13 protein-coding genes and 1 pseudogene are annotated in these 16,989 nt (G+C 43.7%); 5 read left to right on the forward strand and 9 right to left on the reverse strand.

The features are described 5' to 3' along the window. Positions 1-64: 64 nt before the first annotated feature. Together AC4II3_RS13375 and gloB are read right to left on the reverse strand one after the other, a co-directional pair. A complete protein-coding gene (locus tag AC4II3_RS13375; protein WP_488012983.1) occupies positions 65-610 on the reverse strand; it encodes an EF-hand domain-containing protein in 546 nt (181 codons plus the stop codon). Positions 611-734: 124 nt separating this feature from the next. Continuing rightward, the gene (gene gloB / locus AC4II3_RS13380; protein WP_488029126.1) at positions 735-1,508 is read right to left on the reverse strand and encodes a hydroxyacylglutathione hydrolase; all 774 of its coding nucleotides are present in this window, start codon (positions 1,506-1,508) and stop codon (positions 735-737) included. Between the two features lie 883 nt (positions 1,509-2,391). Between gloB and AC4II3_RS13385 the strand changes: the two genes are divergently transcribed. After that, a complete protein-coding gene (locus AC4II3_RS13385; protein WP_488012368.1) occupies positions 2,392-3,630 on the forward strand; it encodes an HhoA/HhoB/HtrA family serine endopeptidase in 1,239 nt (412 codons plus the stop codon). A gap of 165 nt (positions 3,631-3,795) precedes the next feature. Here AC4II3_RS13385 and AC4II3_RS13390 read toward each other — a convergent pair whose 3' ends face one another. The 3 genes from AC4II3_RS13390 to AC4II3_RS13400 form a co-directional block, all read right to left on the reverse strand. Then, positions 3,796-5,916: an Ig-like domain-containing protein gene (locus tag AC4II3_RS13390; RefSeq protein ID WP_488012366.1), complete on the reverse strand. Its 2,121-nt coding sequence runs from the start codon at positions 5,914-5,916 to the stop codon at positions 3,796-3,798. A gap of 421 nt (positions 5,917-6,337) precedes the next feature. Next, the gene (locus AC4II3_RS13395; RefSeq protein WP_488012370.1) at positions 6,338-6,973 is read right to left on the reverse strand and encodes a glycoside hydrolase family 24 protein; all 636 of its coding nucleotides are present in this window, start codon (positions 6,971-6,973) and stop codon (positions 6,338-6,340) included. Between the two features lie 188 nt (positions 6,974-7,161). Further along, a complete protein-coding gene (locus tag AC4II3_RS13400; protein WP_488012364.1) occupies positions 7,162-7,821 on the reverse strand; it encodes an SDR family oxidoreductase in 660 nt (219 codons plus the stop codon). Between the two features lie 570 nt (positions 7,822-8,391). Between AC4II3_RS13400 and AC4II3_RS13405 the strand changes: the two genes are divergently transcribed. Then, positions 8,392-9,102, forward strand: coding sequence for a DUF1997 domain-containing protein (locus tag AC4II3_RS13405; RefSeq protein WP_488012363.1), 711 nt, complete (start codon positions 8,392-8,394; stop codon positions 9,100-9,102). Positions 9,103-9,248: 146 nt separating this feature from the next. On the opposite strand, the gene AC4II3_RS13410 is transcribed toward AC4II3_RS13405, so the two are convergent. Both AC4II3_RS13410 and AC4II3_RS13415 read right to left on the reverse strand, forming a co-directional pair. Continuing rightward, entirely contained in the window at positions 9,249-9,713 is a 465-nt protein-coding gene (locus AC4II3_RS13410; protein ID WP_488012361.1) for a DUF4079 domain-containing protein, read from the reverse strand. A gap of 575 nt (positions 9,714-10,288) precedes the next feature. Continuing rightward, entirely contained in the window at positions 10,289-10,789 is a 501-nt protein-coding gene (locus AC4II3_RS13415; RefSeq protein ID WP_488012357.1) for a peptidoglycan-binding domain-containing protein, read from the reverse strand. A gap of 491 nt (positions 10,790-11,280) precedes the next feature. Here AC4II3_RS13415 and AC4II3_RS13420 point away from each other — a divergent pair, with 491 nt between their 5' ends. Together AC4II3_RS13420 and AC4II3_RS13425 are read left to right on the forward strand one after the other, a co-directional pair. Beyond that, positions 11,281-12,333: a mevalonate kinase family protein gene (locus AC4II3_RS13420; RefSeq protein WP_488012355.1), complete on the forward strand. Its 1,053-nt coding sequence runs from the start codon at positions 11,281-11,283 to the stop codon at positions 12,331-12,333. Next, entirely contained in the window at positions 12,320-13,204 is an 885-nt protein-coding gene (locus AC4II3_RS13425; RefSeq protein ID WP_488012353.1) for a sugar phosphate nucleotidyltransferase, read from the forward strand. Before AC4II3_RS13420 ends, AC4II3_RS13425 begins: the two co-directional genes overlap by 14 nt. Positions 13,205-13,392: 188 nt before the next feature. On the opposite strand, the gene msrB is transcribed toward AC4II3_RS13425, so the two are convergent. Continuing rightward, positions 13,393-13,791: a peptide-methionine (R)-S-oxide reductase MsrB gene (msrB, locus tag AC4II3_RS13430; protein ID WP_488012351.1), complete on the reverse strand. Its 399-nt coding sequence runs from the start codon at positions 13,789-13,791 to the stop codon at positions 13,393-13,395. A 257-nt stretch (positions 13,792-14,048) separates the two neighbouring features. Further along, positions 14,049-14,780 (reverse strand): RadC family protein, encoded by a 732-nt coding sequence (radC, locus tag AC4II3_RS13435; protein ID WP_488012349.1) that lies wholly within the window; start codon positions 14,778-14,780, stop codon positions 14,049-14,051. A 589-nt stretch (positions 14,781-15,369) separates the two neighbouring features. On the opposite strand from radC, the pseudogene AC4II3_RS13440 reads away from it, so the two are divergent. Continuing rightward, positions 15,370-16,989, forward strand: a pseudogene (locus AC4II3_RS13440) (hypothetical protein); the annotation flags it as partial.

Below are 16,989 nucleotides of genomic sequence, written 5' to 3' on the forward strand. Positions count from 1 at the left end.
CAATTAACACACTTCTTAAACCATTTCGGGGATAACATATCCCCCAATACGCAAACCTAAATCATCAGTAGGAACCGAAAATCCAGTTTCCTGGAGCCTCTGGATCTTGACTGTAATAGAATTCAGTAACTAGATCTAATATCTCTTGTTTGTCAATGTAACCATCATTGTTCTGATCGAAGCGTCCAAAAATTTCTTCAATTTGACTGTCGTCAATACCGTAAGCCTGAAAAAACTGTCGGTATTCTTCCAGAGTAACTTTATCGTCTTTATCAGAATCCAATAGGAAAATAATCCCTGCCGCTTTAGCATTGACTACTGCTTCATTCCCGTCGGTGTCACTCAGTACATTTTCGTGATAAGTCAACCATTCATCCAAGGTGACTTGCTGGTCTTGATTCTGGTCGGTAAATTTCTGCACGCCATTCCAAATCCTCATGTAAATAGCAAGAAGATTGTCATAATATGGCGAGCCCGGTGTCCAACCCCTGATGGCAGCAAGGTTATCAGTAATCCGTTCAAAATCGGCTTGGGTTAAAACACCGTTTGTTTGCTGATCGTACAGGTTAAACAACCGGGTCAATTTTCTCTGTTGCAATTCGCTAAGCATGGTTTTTTTCTATTGATCAATTAGATTAACTAAAGTTATTAAGTCAACCTTGATTATACTCCAACTAATCAAGGGGCATATTCTCAAGGAAATATGTCCCTTGATCAAGGCTTTATCAATAGTCTTAGAATCGGTTTTTCATCTCCCGTAACCGTGCAAATGTCTTAACGGGTTCTTTTGCCTTAACAGCCGACTGTAGGGCAGGGTCTTCCCAACGTAAAAATGGATTGGTGTGCTTTTCAAGCCCTAACTGGGAGGGTACCGTTGCCTCTTTACGATGACGCGCCTCTTGGACTTGGGCAAATCTTCCTTGTAAGTCTGGGTTTTCACCATCGACACTCAGGGCAAATTGGAGATTTTTCAGGGTGTACTCATGAGCACACCATACTCGTGTATTATCTGGTAAATCCCTTAGCTTGCCTAGGGATTCTACCATTTGGCTTGCTGTTCCTTCAAATAGTCTGCCACAACCGCCTGCAAATAGGGTGTCGCCACAGAAGAGTTCACCGGTTTCACCAGGGACTACTGGGGGAAAGTAGTAGGCAATATGTCCTCTGGTGTGTCCGGGAACGAATAATACTTCACCAAGGCGATCAGCAAACTCGACGCGATCGCATTCTTCTAAAAACACCTGTTGACCAGGAATCCGACCCCGGTCTTCAGCTCCCCCATATACACAGACATCCGGAAACTGCTGGATCAACTGTCGATTTCCCCCCACATGATCCATGTGATGGTGAGTGTTGAAAATAGCCACTAATTCGGCATCCAGTTGTTTCAGACGCTGTATCACCGGTTTAGCCTCCGCTGGATCAACAACAGCAGCAATATTCCGCTTGGGGTCGTGTAACAAGAAGATATAGTTGTCAGAAAGGGCTGGAAGTCGATGAATCTGCATAGTTTAACACCATCTGTTTAACTTACAATTTATAGTTTTTAGTTTTTGATAAACAACAGATGCTAGGTATAGTATACCTTAATTACTAAACTTTTATGATTATGGATTTGTTTAGCAATTTGCAAACTTTTTTAACACTTATTAAGCCTACTATTAAATAGTAATTTAAGCTATAAATCCAAAATTTTTCGTTTACCTGAACCGAATTTTAATGCTCCGAAGTTACCCTTAGCCACAATTCCTAGGTAATCAGTAATAGTTTCAGTAATAGGCATGCGAATCACCAATTACCCATTATCCCTTACCAAGTCACTATAAGTAGCATTGCTGACACTATTTCATCTTAGAAGTGTATGGATGTTCGGTTAACCCATCACAGATTGGTAGTATTGTCAACCTCTATTACTAGGGGAATGCGCTAGACTAATGATCATATTGGATAGGGACTATTTCTGCCTCGTTGGCCCTATGGTATAGCCCCCGAAGCGAAGGGTGGCTTCCCTTGCTAATTGTATTGCCAATGGTATTCAGGTCCCGACCCTCAATAATTTTAATCTAAGTTAAACACTGCTCTCACAGAAAATTAACAGAAGATGTCTAGATTAAATTATAGGACTTACGCCGCTAACTCAGTTTATTAACCTAATTACAACGATTTCATTTAATAATCTTGGTGCGTAAATCATGAATTAATCAAAGCCCAGTCATTCAAGAAGCGATGCAGAGGTGCGACCCGTGGCGAATTTAATTCGCCTACGGAAAACGCACCATTACCGACCTGCGGGGGTTTCCCCCACTCGCGCTTTGCATCAAGACACTGATTTAAAACCAATATCAATCCCACTTCGTCCGAGTCGATCTACCCTTTTGTCAACAGAATCTTATGCTAGTAGACCATCAAACCCCCAAATCTAATCACACCACCCGTAATCCCTTAAAAAAAGCAGGAACTTATGTGTCACTGTTGTTACTGGGAGCAGGGTTAGGCTTTTCCGGCGGTTATGTAGCATTACGTAACTCTCTTCCCGAATCCACATCCCCTCAAGCAATTGTCCCTCAGAACAAAACAGCTAGGCTCCCAGGCACTAAACCTGTAGTCACTCAAAATCCCAACTTTATCACCAATGTGGTAGAACAAGTTGGACCAGCAGTGGTGCGGATTAACGCTTCTAGAACCGTCGCCACTAGAGTCCCAGATACTTTTAGAAACCCGATGTTCCGGGAATTTTTTAGGTTCCCATTTCCCGATGTACCCCAAGAGCGAGTTGAACAGGGTACTGGTTCAGGTTTCATTATTGATACCGATGGTTATATTCTCACCAATGCCCATGTAGTCGATAATGCGGATAGCGTTAATGTAATCCTCAAGGATGGTCGCCAACTTAAAGGGACGGTAGTGGGAAGCGATCCCTTGACAGATGTAGCCGTGATCCAGATTGAAGCAGAAAACTTACCTACCGTTGCTCTCGGTGATTCTGATCAACTCACCCCAGGAGAATGGGCGATCGCAATTGGTAATCCCCTTGGTTTAGATAGTACTGTAACCACTGGCATCATTAGTGCTACCGGTCGTTCTAGCTCTCAAGTCGGTGTTCCGGATAAGCGAGTGGAATTTATCCAAACCGACGCTGCTATTAACCCCGGTAATTCCGGTGGACCCCTGCTCAATGCCTCTGGTGAAGTGATTGGCATGAACACAGCCATTATTCGGGGTGCTCAAGGGTTAGGATTTGCCGTTCCCATTAATACGGTGGAAGAAATTGCTGAGCAACTGATTGTTGAAGGTAAAGTAGAACATCCTTACTTGGGCATCCAGATGGTAACCTTAACCCCAGAGGTTAAACAACAGATCAACAGTAATCCCAATGCTGGGTTGATGGTTGATGAAGAACAAGGAGTATTGATTGCCAAAGTAATAGCTAATTCTCCAGCTGCCAAAGCAGGATTGCGTGCGGGTGATGTGATCCGTAAAATCAATGATCAGTCAGTCAAAGATGCCACAGAAGTTCAGAAGTCTGTGGCTAAAACGAAAGTAGGCAGTGATTTAATCCTAGAGTTGCGCCGCAATCAACGAGATACCAAATTGACTGTGCGACCTGGTGCTTTTCCTACTGGTAAGTAGTAGTTAAAAGTATTAATATCAAGTTATTAATATCAAGTTCGGTTAATCACTTTAGTTATCAGGCTTTGGATCACATCAGCATTCAGCTGACTGCTGAATGCTGAATGCTCACTTATTGACTAATAAGTAATTAACCAGACTAAGTGATTAACCAGATTGGCATATTTAGACATAGCTTTGCCAGCTCTGCCCTGTTAAGGACTGGGTGGCTACTGCCTGCTGCAGCCCCGTTTGATCCATCAGCCAGATCTCATTTTGTCCGGTAGTGCCATTACGCAACAGGACATCGTCAAAACCATTATCGTCAAAGTCCATAGTACCACGAACTTCCCACTCACCGCTCATTGGTAGTGAGGCAATCAACACTGACTCTACGTACTCAGTACCTTCCATCCGCCAGTAGTAGACATCTTGGGTTTCAGTATTACGCCACAGAATATCCGCGTCACCATCGTTATCTAAATCTCCAGCACCTTGCATCTCCCATAGACCATCTTCTGGTACCAGCAAATTCTCACCATTACTCTGTCTGGTAATGGTGACTCCCTGATCCAGCTGCGTACCATTCATCAACCAAACCCCATTTTCTCCGGTATTGGTATTACGCCAGAGAATATCTTCTTCTCCATCACTGTCGAAATCTCCCGTACCACGGATTTCCCAGTTGAGGTCTGATACCTGGCTGCTAGATGCTGTGCTTTTTAACTGAGAGCCTTCCATTAGCCAGAAGCTCACATCTCCGGTATTAGTATTACGCCAGAGAATATCCTTTTGCCCGTCGCCGTCGAAGTCTCCAGCACCACGCATCTCCCAGGGACTATCAGCTGATTCCGCTTGAATTGGATTTGACTGATCCAAGTTGGTGCCATTCATGATCCAGGCAAGATTGTTTCCAATCTGGGAATTGCGCCAAAAAATATCCGCAGAACCAACATTGTCAACAGGAGTAACGTTAGAAGTAACGTCAATGTCAACAGTAGCAGTTTGAGTAGTTAGACCATTATTTAACTCATAGGTCAAACTGTCAGCTCCATTAAAGCCATTGTTAGGAGTGTAAATTACAGAATCATCACTGGAGTCTCCAGCAGTGCCATTGTCATCCACTACTGCAGTACCATTGCTGGGACCATTGACAATGCTCAGAGTGCTGTTTCCGTTAATATCAGTGTCATTTGCTAAAACATCAATGGTTACCGCTGTATTTTCTTGAGTAGTAGCGGTGTCATTTACTGCAATCAGATTGTTATCGTCAACAGGATTAACGTCGTCAATCGGAGTAACGTCAATGTTAACAGTAGCAGTCCTAGTAAGCAGATCATTGCTTAACTGATAGGTAAAACTGTCAGGTCCATTGAAGCCATCCTCAGGAGTGTAAATCACAAAATCATCACTGAAGTCTTCAGCAGTGCCATTGTCATTCACTACTGCAGTACCATTGCTGGGATCATTGACAATGGTTACAGTGCCGTTTCCGTCAACATCAGTGTCATTTTGTAAAACCTCAATATTTACCGCTGTATTTTGTTGAGTGGTAGCGGTATCATCTACTGCAATTAAACTGTTCTCGTCAACAGCAGTAACGTCAATGTTAACAGTAGCTGTTTGAGTAGTCAGACCATTATTTAACTCATAGGTAAAACTGTCATTTCCACTGAAACCATCTTCAGGAGTGTAAATCACAGAATCATCCGTGAAGTCTTCAGGAGTGTCATTGTCATCCACTACTGCAGTACCATTGCTGGCATCAGTGACAATGGTCAGAGTGCTGTTTCCGTCAATATCAGTGTCATTTTCTAAAACATCAATGGTTACCGATGTATTTTGTTGAGTAGTAGCGGTGTCATCTACTGCAATTAGATTGTCATCGAGTGGAATGAATTCAATGAAGTCAATTCGGGCAAATTCCTGGGGATCAGCAGTAGCGTCAATTGTGATCAGGTCTCCATTGTTGATAAATACGGTACTGCTAATTTGTTCATTGACGAAACTATCAGCATCAGGGTTAATACCAGCACCATCAGGGGGGTTATCGAGAGTTAATGTTGGCAATACGGTCTCGCCAATAGTAATATCTATGGTACTCTCCCCATCAGTCTCATCAAAGTAGCCCAGCCTGACTTCGTAGTTACCAGTAGGTAAATCAAAGGTTGTGCTAGCAGTACCAGAGGAGGCATTAGGACCAATTCCAAAGGGTATTCTGAGCAGTGAACCACCCTCAGCATCGTCATTATTATCAGTTACAAAATTCGTTAGATTTTCAAAACTTTCAGCTTGAATTTTTACCATAATTTTTATTTAATGAAAAAAATAATAATTTATCGCTGTTGACTACTTATACTGGTTAACTGATACAATTCAGGATAAGAATACCTAGAATTATGGTCAGTGTTGACTAGGGATTCATCATCACAAGCTTGCCTATTCTATTCCCTGAATTTATCTTTGGCTAAGGATAATTTTGTTAGTCAACTAGCTTGTATAAATACTAGATTTCATTAAAAAATGTGTGAATAACCATGAAGCAATTTTGCCCTGATAAAAAAATAATTATCGATAATTTTTACTCTCGTTAAATTTAATTAAATAGTTATTTATAGCAATTCTACGACTTGTGAGGTACAAACCGCTGTATAGCAGTTCTCAAGACAAAATTAAAAACTGCTAAAAAAAAATTGTTAATTTCCTGCAAGCATGCCACTATTAAGAATTAGCGGTTTAGTTCTTCCTCAAGCATCCGTTGATAAACCTTTGGCAAGTGCTTACTCATGCTATTGGTTTCTATGCCATAACCTAGACTTGTCCAAGTACCAGACAACCGCCGCAACACTTTATCTAAATTTCCTTGCCGCAATTCTTTGGGAATATCCATCCCCCAGGCTCTACTATCCTTGAGCCAATCGTGAACCACAGCATCCTGGAAGTGTGCCTCAAAGCTATACTCCTTCCAAAACAAAAAGCCTGAGGGTCTGGGGTGATAGCGTTGTGCCTTTTCTTTCCAGGTAAAATCAAGGAACTGATACCGTCCCGCTGCTGTGCTACATTTTCCAACATTAGGACCAGCGACTATGGGAACACATATTTCAGGATGACGCCTTAAATCAGAAACGTGTTGACCCCCATAGATAATCGTGTAGGGTTGGGGGTCATTAGCTTCGCTAGCGGTGATAGTACGCATTAGGGCGCGAATGTAAGGATCTCCCCCCCTCATCACTAAGGGAGGCGTGCCATGAATACTGGTAGGATAATCAGATAGCGTACGATCAACCGGGTAGTAAGCCCATCTATTAAACACATGTCTGAGATAAATCCCCAATAATAAGCTCACTATCGCTAAGGCTGAAATATTGTAAAATAAGCCTTTGAGTGTAAATTTATAGGAAGTATTTGGAAATCCTCTTAACTTTCCGTACTTCTGCCGGGGTGATGAAGGCACTCAGTTGACTAATCCTTACTAGTGTTAATACTGTGAACAATAGTGTTCACAAAATGGGATTGACGGAACGTTACGCTATGCGAACGCTCAACATTCCCTCAACCTACGTCAGCAAATAGCTGTTCCCAGCTGTGATCGGCAGCTTCTGCGGAGCTAACCACTTCTACTATTTTATTCCGAGCTTCCGGTTCCGACAGCGCCTCAACACAAACTTCTGCTACTTTGGTCCGAGGTATGCTACCTTCAAATAGAGTATCTGCCCCAGACATGACAATCGGGTCTGAGTTGTCTTCGTTTCTGAGACCACCTGGTCGCACAATGGTGTAGGTCAAGCCGCTTTTTTGGATATATTCCTCTGCTTGCTTCTTCCAGACCAGAATCAGCCAGAATAGGTTGAGGGGATGGAAAAACTGGGACACACAGAGGGAAGAAACTAATACAAAGTGTTCTACCCCTTTTTGCTTAGCAGCATCTACTAAATTTTTAGTGCCTTCGTAATCCACCTTGTAGGGTGCGGTTGGGTCAAAGGTAGGGCGAGCACCAGTGGCGCATAGCACTACAGTACTATCTGCGATCGCGGCACTGATACTCTCGGGTTTGAGCACATCTCCCACCACTAATTCTGCTGCTGGTGGTAATATTTCTTGAGCGTACTCTAAATTTCGCACTAAAGCCCTTACAGGAATATCACGCATAACCAGTTCCTGTACAATCCGCTTTCCTGTTTCTCCTGTTGCTCCAACTACACATGCTTTCATGGCAATTTCCGTACAATTTACCTAGTAGCTTAGCCAGTTTACCAGTTATTCTGAGTGAAAATTAAACTAGGCCATTCAATCGAGAACCGCCATATTGGTTTTTGTCTTGATGCAGTCGCTTATGGGGATAACCCCCATGACCGTAATGGTGCGTTTTCCGTGATGGCGAGCAATCCCTTGACCGTAGGTCACGCGGGGCGCGTTCGCCATCACGGGTCGCACCTGAGGCATCGCTTCCGTAAACCCCAACCTCTCGATTGTATAAGTTTATGTATAAGTTTCCTTCGTGATGTGTTCTTCTAAGACTGTGTGGGTGGATCTAATTAGAACCCGCTATAGTCAGTGATCTAATAACTGATCTAATAACTGATCTCGCATCACCAGACACCAAGCTAGATCAGGCTCCAAAACTTTACACTTGTTTACATAGCTCAACTTGTTTGTGTCCGACTCCTGATTAACTCAGCCAGAGGAGTGGGATCAACAAGAGCGACCCATGGACATTTCTCAACTAGGCTCTCAACTAGTTTCTGAACTAGTCACAAGGCAATCACATGAAGAGGATGATGTATGCGATCGCATTTTATTAACCATCAGTCAATTGAGGCAAAACAGGTCGATTTGAATACTCCTGCTATAAAGGCTGACACTGACTCTATTGTTCCATCAGCGTCTTACTCAGGTAGTGAGCCGACTCGGTTTCACTGTCATTTTCAAGACTGTATGGAGATGTATGCTTCAGCTGAGCAAGTAAGTGCCTATCTAAATACTCACCAGGATTGGTTTTGTCGCTGCGCTCATCCGATGAAAGTAGAACTGCTCACAGACAATGGCTATATCTTGACCATTGGTAGCTTTGGGGCATTTGGCTATAGGGTAGAGCCAAAAATCGGTTTGGAATTGTTACCTCAAGACGAAAATTCCTATCAGATTCGGACAATCCCCATACCCAATTACGTCAGTCCAGGCTATGACCTTGATTTCCAGGCATCTCAGACCTTAGTAGAAGTACCAGCAAGGGAGTATTTTGAAGAGCATCAGCTGGAAGGGCAGTCCATACCATCGGTGATAACCCGCGTGGAGTGGCATCTTGACCTGAGTGTTGACATGTGGTTTCCCAAGGCGATTATGAAACTACCTCAGTCGTTGATTCAACGCACAGGCAACGGAATTTTGCAGCAAGTTGTGCGTCAAGTTTCCCGGCGTTTAACCCACAAGGTACAGGAAGACTTCCACAGCAGTAATGGTCTACCTATACCGAAGCAATCACGACAGCAGTAAAATTTACAGTTAGATTTATTCTTAGGGGTCATATATCAGCTATCAGTCTCAAAAGCAACCAAAAGCTAAGTTTAAGTTTTGGCATTCCAACTCTAACACCATCCTAGGGGGGGTAAAATACCACGCCCCTAGATACATCAAATCATCTACGGATTGCTAAGAAGCTTCTGGACAATTTGCATACCGGTGATGGCTTGCCAGCTGAATAGTCCCAAGAGTGCAACATTCAGGACGATGTGACTATAGCGAGCCCAAGTTTGACCTTTCTGCATTAATGGTGTCAGAGAGGCAGAGGTAGCAATAATTCCGGTCATGCCTAAACCAGCCAGCAAATGGGGTCCAAAAAATAACTTGCCATTGTTAATGTAGGTTACTGCCATACCTCCGATAGTACCGAGTACCATCATTGATAGCAACGCTGAACCAACAAGATGGTGCTTAACATTATATTGACCCTTAACTAGCGCTTTCTTTTCGTCACCTTCCGCCGTTCTAGTCTTTTGGATTTTCAAACCGAGATAAAGAGCATAGAAGGATGCCGCTAGCAGCACCCACATCAGTAAGGGGTGGAAGAATTGAGACCAAAATTTAACAGACTCTGGCAGGTTCATATTGTTATGTCAATTTTCAGGAGCTTCATGAAAATTAACATAACATAGTTGCCGTTATTAAGTCTAATGTGCTAAGGAATCAGTTAAACAAGATGGTAGTATAGCTCTGATGCTTTCTGATGCTTGCGGTTCAATTTGGGGGAATTTGGAGATTTTTAACAATGTAGAAATCTTGCCATGGCATGGTTGTTGCCATGGCATGGGTAGAGGATGCGTTCGCTTTTAGCGGAAGCTTTGCTTCATCGCTTTTAGCGGAAGCTGAGGCCAAAGGCCACGCTTCGCGAACGCTTCATCGCGTCTTGCCACTGATTGCTAAATCAATCCTGGCTCTTTGCCAGGAACATAACTGTCAGCTTACCCCAGTTAGCTGACAGTTTGGCGTTCATATCCGTAATTCTTGCTGCTTCTTTCCCCCAACTGCCCCCCTGAACACCCCTAATCATACCAAGTTGCCTTCATAATTTAGTACCTGCTCACCTGCTCACTCCCTCACCAGTTCAAAGGATAATATCTTTGATTGATCGCAACTTGGTATCAATCCTTTAGGACAGGACTAACCCACTAATAGACATAGCCTAATAGACATAGCGAGGCATGTCGCTCAAGGCGTTCCAGGTGTGTTCACTAACTACACCATTGCCTAGCAAACCCTTGTCGAGTTGGAAACGTTGCACTGCTTCGAGTGTCAGGGAAGCGAAGATGCCATCAATCTTAGCGGTATAGTAGTCACTAATCCAAAGTACTTCTTGGACGTTTCTGACAGCCTCACCAAAACTGCCAGGACGTAGAATCGGCATATTGACCGGAGCACCACTCAGAAGAGCTTGCCAGGTCTTTTGGTCTACAATACCAGTTGGTCTGAGAAATACCTTTTGCTGGTAGCCTTGCACAGCATATTCAATCTCTGTGTCAAACACACCATCTAATGGACCAAAGTAATATCCCCGGTGAGCCAAGATACTTTGTAATTCTACCACATACAGACCAATGAACCCTAGATAAAGGGTGTGCTTTCTGAGCCAAGCAGTGACACAAGCACTGGTCTGGGAGGTTTCCAAATTAATCAAAGCTGTCATTCTAGATTTCCCTGATGAAATTTTTCCTGGCATTATTCATAATCAAATAGCTGAGGTTGATCTGGGGTGATTTAAGTTTTAATAAGTTGTTAACCTTTTGCCAGTAAAGCGTGATTTGAATCACGTTAACTATGTTGACTGTTAACTGTTGACCTTAGGGATGCACAGCCAAAGCTTGCAAGTAGTTAACATAAAACGTTCCATGTAGTTAGCCCACGTTACGTTTATTTTTATCTACCCACATAGAGGTTTCAAACGTTCTAGTTAATACCAAGTAGCATTGATCGGTAGCCCCCTCTATCGAGAGTTTACCGGTTTGGTGGTGTCTTGCCGTCTTTGAATGCAATCCCTGGGATGGCAATTTCATACTATAGTGCTTTATATAGTGCTTTGGAGCTCCGTAAAATACACTGTAGCCTGTCAGAATCTACCACTGCAATCACCGGCTGTATTCTATTGCAATCAAAACTGCGTTTGCATTTAACTCAGTAATGAAAGTGTTTGTTCCAGGTCGCCTTTGTCTATTTGGGGAACATAGTGATTGGGCAGGAGGCTATCGCTGCCTAAATCCCCAGCTCGAAAGAGGCTACACCCTAATCACCGGAACCAATCAGGGACTTTATGCTCTGCTGTTATCTCATTCGAGCGAGCTGATTATTCGTACTTCCGGTCGGGAGGGTGCCCCGAGCCTTTGTATTAGTTTACCAATGGAAAGGAGTGCTCTGCTCGCTGTTGCTAAAAAAGGCGGTTTTTTTAGTTATGCTGCTGGGGTTGCCTACCAGTGTCTCTCTCGCTATCCTGTCGGTGGAATTGAAATCGATAATTACCGCACTGACTTACCGATCAAGAAAGGGCTATCCTCAAGTGCAGCAATTTCCGTCCTAGTTGCCCGCAGCTTCAATCTCCTGTATGACTTAAACATGAGCCTCCAAGAGGAAATGGAGTTAGCCTATCTAGGGGAAACCACCACCCCTTCCCAATGTGGTCGGATGGATTTCGCCTGTGCTTATGGCAATCGACCGATCATGATGATGTTTGATGGTGATCACACCGATATTACTGAACTCAAGGTACCTCGGAATCTATTTTTTGTAATTGTAGACCTCGGGGCTAGTAAAAATACTCAGGAAATACTCGGTAAACTGAATCAGTGCTATCCATTCGCCACTAACGAAATACAACAGAATGTTCAGCACTATCTTGGTTCAATCAGTTCTAAAATTACTCAGGAGGCCGTTGAGGCTCTGGAAAGGGGTGATGCTGAACGGATTGGTGCCTTGATGAACCAGGCACAAGCTGAATTCGACCGCTATCTTATCCCTGCTTGCCCTGAGCAATTAACTGCTAGAGTGTTACACCAAATCCTGAATTATGAACCAATACAACCTTATATCCTAGGGGGAAAGGGAGTTGGCTCTCAAGGGGATGGTAGTGCACAATTTATTGTTAAAGACAAGGAAAGTCAACAAAAGTTAATTAAAATTATTGAGCGTGATTTCCCCCAAATGGAATCTTTGATGTTAACGATTTATGCAGACCAATAACGTTCGCAAAGCTGTAATTCCCGCAGCGGGTTTTGGTACCCGTTTGTTTCCAGCCACCAAAGTGGTAAAAAAAGAGTTATTTCCGATTATTGACCGGGATGGTAGGGCGAAACCAGTGATCATGGCGATTGTGGAAGAAGCAGTCAGTGCTGGGATAGAAGAAGTGGGGATTGTGGTTCAAAAAAGCGATCGCAAACATTTTGAAGAATTGTTTAAGTCCACCCCCAAACCCGAACTCTTCGATAAACTCTCTCCAGAAAACCAAGCATACAGCCAATATTTACAGGATTTAGGCCAGAGAATTACCTTTTTGATTCAAGAGGAGCAAGAAGGCTATGGTCATGCTGTATTTTGTGCAAAAGAATGGGTAAATGATCAGCCTTTTCTATTGTTGCTGGGGGATCATGTTTACACTTCTGACCATGAAAATTCTTGTGCTAGTCAAGTTTTAAAGGTTTATAACCAGGTTCAGCAGAGCGTTGTTGCCTTGACCGTAATGCCAGGAGAGATTATTCATAAAGCCGGTTGTGTGACTGGGATTTGGGAAGAGTCAGAATCACGGTTGGGTGTGACAGAGCTTTATGAAAAGCCTACTCTTGAGTATGCGCGAGCCCATCTCCATATGGAAGGAATGGCAGCGGATCAGTTTTTAGCGGTATTTGGTATGTATGTACTTAAGCCGAAAATTTTTGACTATCTTGAAGAGCACATCAACCACAATATCCGTGAAAAAGGTGAATTTCAGCTGACATCCTGTCTTGATAAATTGCGACAAGAAGAGGGCATAACCGGTTATCTAGTTAAAGGCAAATATTTTGATACCGGAATGCCCCAGTTTTATCGACAGACCATAATTGATTTTCCCAATTAAACTCAGGAGACTTGATCTGATTAATCTGTAAGTATTCAGCTATCAGCTAATAGCTGATAGCTATTAGCTTATGCACTACGGGCAGGCTACTTGAGGTGCTTTTGAATAAAATAAGCTGTTCGCGCAGCGTGAGCGAAAAGCTGACGGCTGACGGCTGACGGCTGAATGCTTACATTAATCCTATTTTTTTAATCCTGTTTCTCGAAACTAAGGGAAGCAGAATTCATACAGTAGCGTAAGCCTGTTGGTTGTGGTCCATCGCTAAACACGTGACCTAGGTGAGCGCCACAGACAGCGCACAACACTTCTGTCCTGCGCATAAATAGGCTGTTATCCGGTTCCTCCTTTACATTCTCTTCTTTGATAGGTGCATAAAAACTGGGCCAACCTGTCCCAGAATCATATTTGGTATCGGAGTGAAATAGCTCTGTGCCGCAACAGATACATTTGTAGATACCCTTGTCCTTATTGTTCCAGTATGCTCCAGTGAAGGCTCTTTCCGTTCCCTTCTGTCTGGTGACTTTAAACTGTTCCGGTGTTAGCTGCTCTTTCCACTCTGCTTCAGTCTTTTGGACTTTACTAACCATGGCTGAATCCTTGTAATAGTTTTTTGATGATACGTGGGAGGTGATAGATCACCAATAGGGTGATCGGGTCTTTTGTAAAGAAAAGACATGTTTTGATACTTAACTTAACATTTTCCGGGACACAGGAGATGGGTAGTTTGGGAAGTTTGGGGCGTGTGAGGAGATGGGTAGGGTTTGATTAAGGGTAATTATTCGGGAATTATTCCGGTATGAGATGTGTGGTGAGGGAACCCTTCCGTGTCTGCCACAGCTAAACGTCAATCCTCCTGGGGATACTCATCCCACAGTTTCGTGACTTGCCGTATGCTCTGGTAATTACCATTGCCAACAATTAAGTGATCCAATACCGGAATACATAAAAGTTGACCTACCTGTAATAACCGTTCCGTAAGAGTAATATCTTGAAAACTTGGGTCAACACTCCCAGTGGGATGGTTGTGAGCCACAATTACCTGTGTTGCTCCTTGGCGCAACACTTCTCGGAAAATATCCCGGGGATTCGCAATGGTTTCTGTTGCGGTACCAACAGTAATAATCTGAGTACCCAACAAATGATTTTTAACATCGAGTAGCAACACCGCAAATCGTTCATGATTTTGCCACATTAAGTCATGACTCAACGATGCTGCTGCGGAGGCTGGACTATCAATAATTACACCTTCTGTTGCTCGAGAGAGAAATGCCCGTTTTCCCAGCTCCACTGCGGCTAAAATCGTTGTGGCTTTGGCTAGTCCAACACCATGAATTTGGGTCAATTCTTGAGCTTTAATATTCCGCAACACAGCCATTGGGTCTCGTTGGTCTTTGGCAAGTTCCTGTAAGATCAACTGTCCCAAACCCATGGCAGAAAGCTTACCTTTGCCTTGACCTGTACCTAAAAGAATTGCTAGCAGTTCCGCTGTCGCCAGATTTTTAGCTCCTAGAGCAACTAATCGCTCACGAGGACGTTCACTGATCGGAATATCAGCAATTCTCAGGCAATATGTCATAGATGTACACTGATCAAGACTGAAGGGATTTATTTTTAGTTATCCCGTTTTGAGCTGAGAAAGCTAGATTCGATGGGATTATGGTGATTATCCCAATAATCTAGATGGGGAGATGGGCGATGGGACGATAGAGAAATGGGGAGATGGGGAGATGGAGAAATTAGGTCTCCATAAACACAAATGACTAGCACAATTGAATAATACTGTCGTGCCAAATTGGCGGTTTTGCGAAATCTTTACATAACTGATTTTATTTAGTGCATAAGTATTTGAATAAAACCATGAAGGTTGAGTGGTGGATTGTCTAGGAAGGTTATCCCTTGATTAGCGGACTTTTCAGCAACACCAATTAGCTACCAACAACGAAAATCTTATAAATTCTAATCATATTGACTGACTTAATACCTCAAAGCCCGTAATCGCTATGTTACGATAGCTATTTCTTTACAATCACAATATAAAGATTTCTGCTATACTGCTTCAGAATTAAGTAAAATTTTGATGAATTTATCACAATCTTCGTCCCAATCACTAGGATTAGCTGAGATGATGGCAAATCGAAAGGATATAGACATCTACCAACTTAACTATGTCAAATCAAGTATTTAATATTTCAAACCTTAACGGCAGTAATGGGTTCTCTATTAATGGTGTTACGTTAGGTGACCGCTCCGGCTTCTCAGTTAGCAGCGCCGGAGATATCAACGGTGATGGCAATGCTGACTTGATTATCGGAGCCCCAGGGGCAGATCCCAATGGCCTTTTTTCAGGTACAAGCTACGTGGTGTTCGGTGGTCCAGATGTAGGTGCTAGCGGTAGCATCGAACTCGCTGACATTGAATCATTTGACCCAGCAGACCCAGCAGAGCCTAGTAAGGGTTTTGTTATTAAGGGTCTTAATTCAACTGGATTCTTAGGCTTCTCCGTTAGCAGTGGTGGAGATATCAATGGTGATGGTACGAGTGACCTATTCGTAAGTGCTCCCGGTGCTGGTACCAACAACAATGGCGTTAGCTATGTAATATTTGGCAGTTCTACTATTGGCTCTACTGGTAGCGTAGATCTTTCATCTGGCGTAGCTATCAATGGTATCGATGCTGGTGAATTTTCCGGTCATTCCATCAGCAATTTAGGGGACGTTAACGGCGATGGAAACGATGACCTCTTGATTGGTGCTCCTAATGCTTTTTTGCCTACTTTTCCTCCCGGTATTAATCCTGGCGAAGCTTATGTGGTATTTGGGGGTACAGTAACTCCTGGCATTAGCCTAGTCCTCACCAGTAGTGTTCCAGGAAACCTGGCAGGTTTTTCAGTTAGTAGTGCTGGGGATATCAATGGTGATGGCATCAAGGATTTCGCTATCGGTGCTCCTGGTAGTAATTCTCTGATTAACAACAGTTCTGCTGGCAAGACTTATGTAGTCTTCGGTGGTACGACTCTCAGTGCCAGTGGAACCCTAGACCTCTCATCAATATCCTCCGACCCCACAACTGGCTTCGTGATTGATGGTATTGATCAAAGTCCCACCCTTGATCGCGGTGACAGTGCAGGCTGGTCCGTGAGTGATGCTGGCGATGTCAACGGTGATGGCTTTAGTGACTTAATCATTGGGGCTCCCTTTGTTGACTCAGATACCCAGACTAATGTTGGCGAGGCTTACGTAGTGTTTGGCGGCACGGATGTTGCTGCTTCAGGTAACTTAGACCTTGCCAGCCTCAACGGTACCAACGGCTTTGCTATCACAGGGATTGAAGCAGAGGGTCTCCTGGGCTGGTCAGTTAGTCATGCTGGGGATCTCAACAAAGATGGGTTTGCTGATTTTGCGATTGGAGCTGAAGGTGCAGGCAAAGTTTATGTGCTGTTCGGCAGTGAAGAATTGGGAGCTACTGGCAGTGTAGACCTTTCTACTTTAGACGGGGAAAATGGCTTAGTTATCGAAGGTACTGACTCCCTAGGTTTCTCAGTCAGTAAAGCAAAAGACGTTAATAGTGATGGCGTTGATGACCTAGTTATTGGCGCACCTGGTCTTGAGCTTAGTGGAGACAATGGCAACACTTCAGGGAATAGCTATGTCCTATTCGGTAATCATGCTCCAGTGATAGACCTCAACGGTGTATCGCCAACTCCCGAGCCAACTCCTGAGCCAACTCCCGAGCCCGAGCCCGAGCCAACTCCCGAGCCCGATCCCGAGCCAACTCCCGAGCCAACT

This window comes from Moorena sp., from assembly GCF_982860115.1.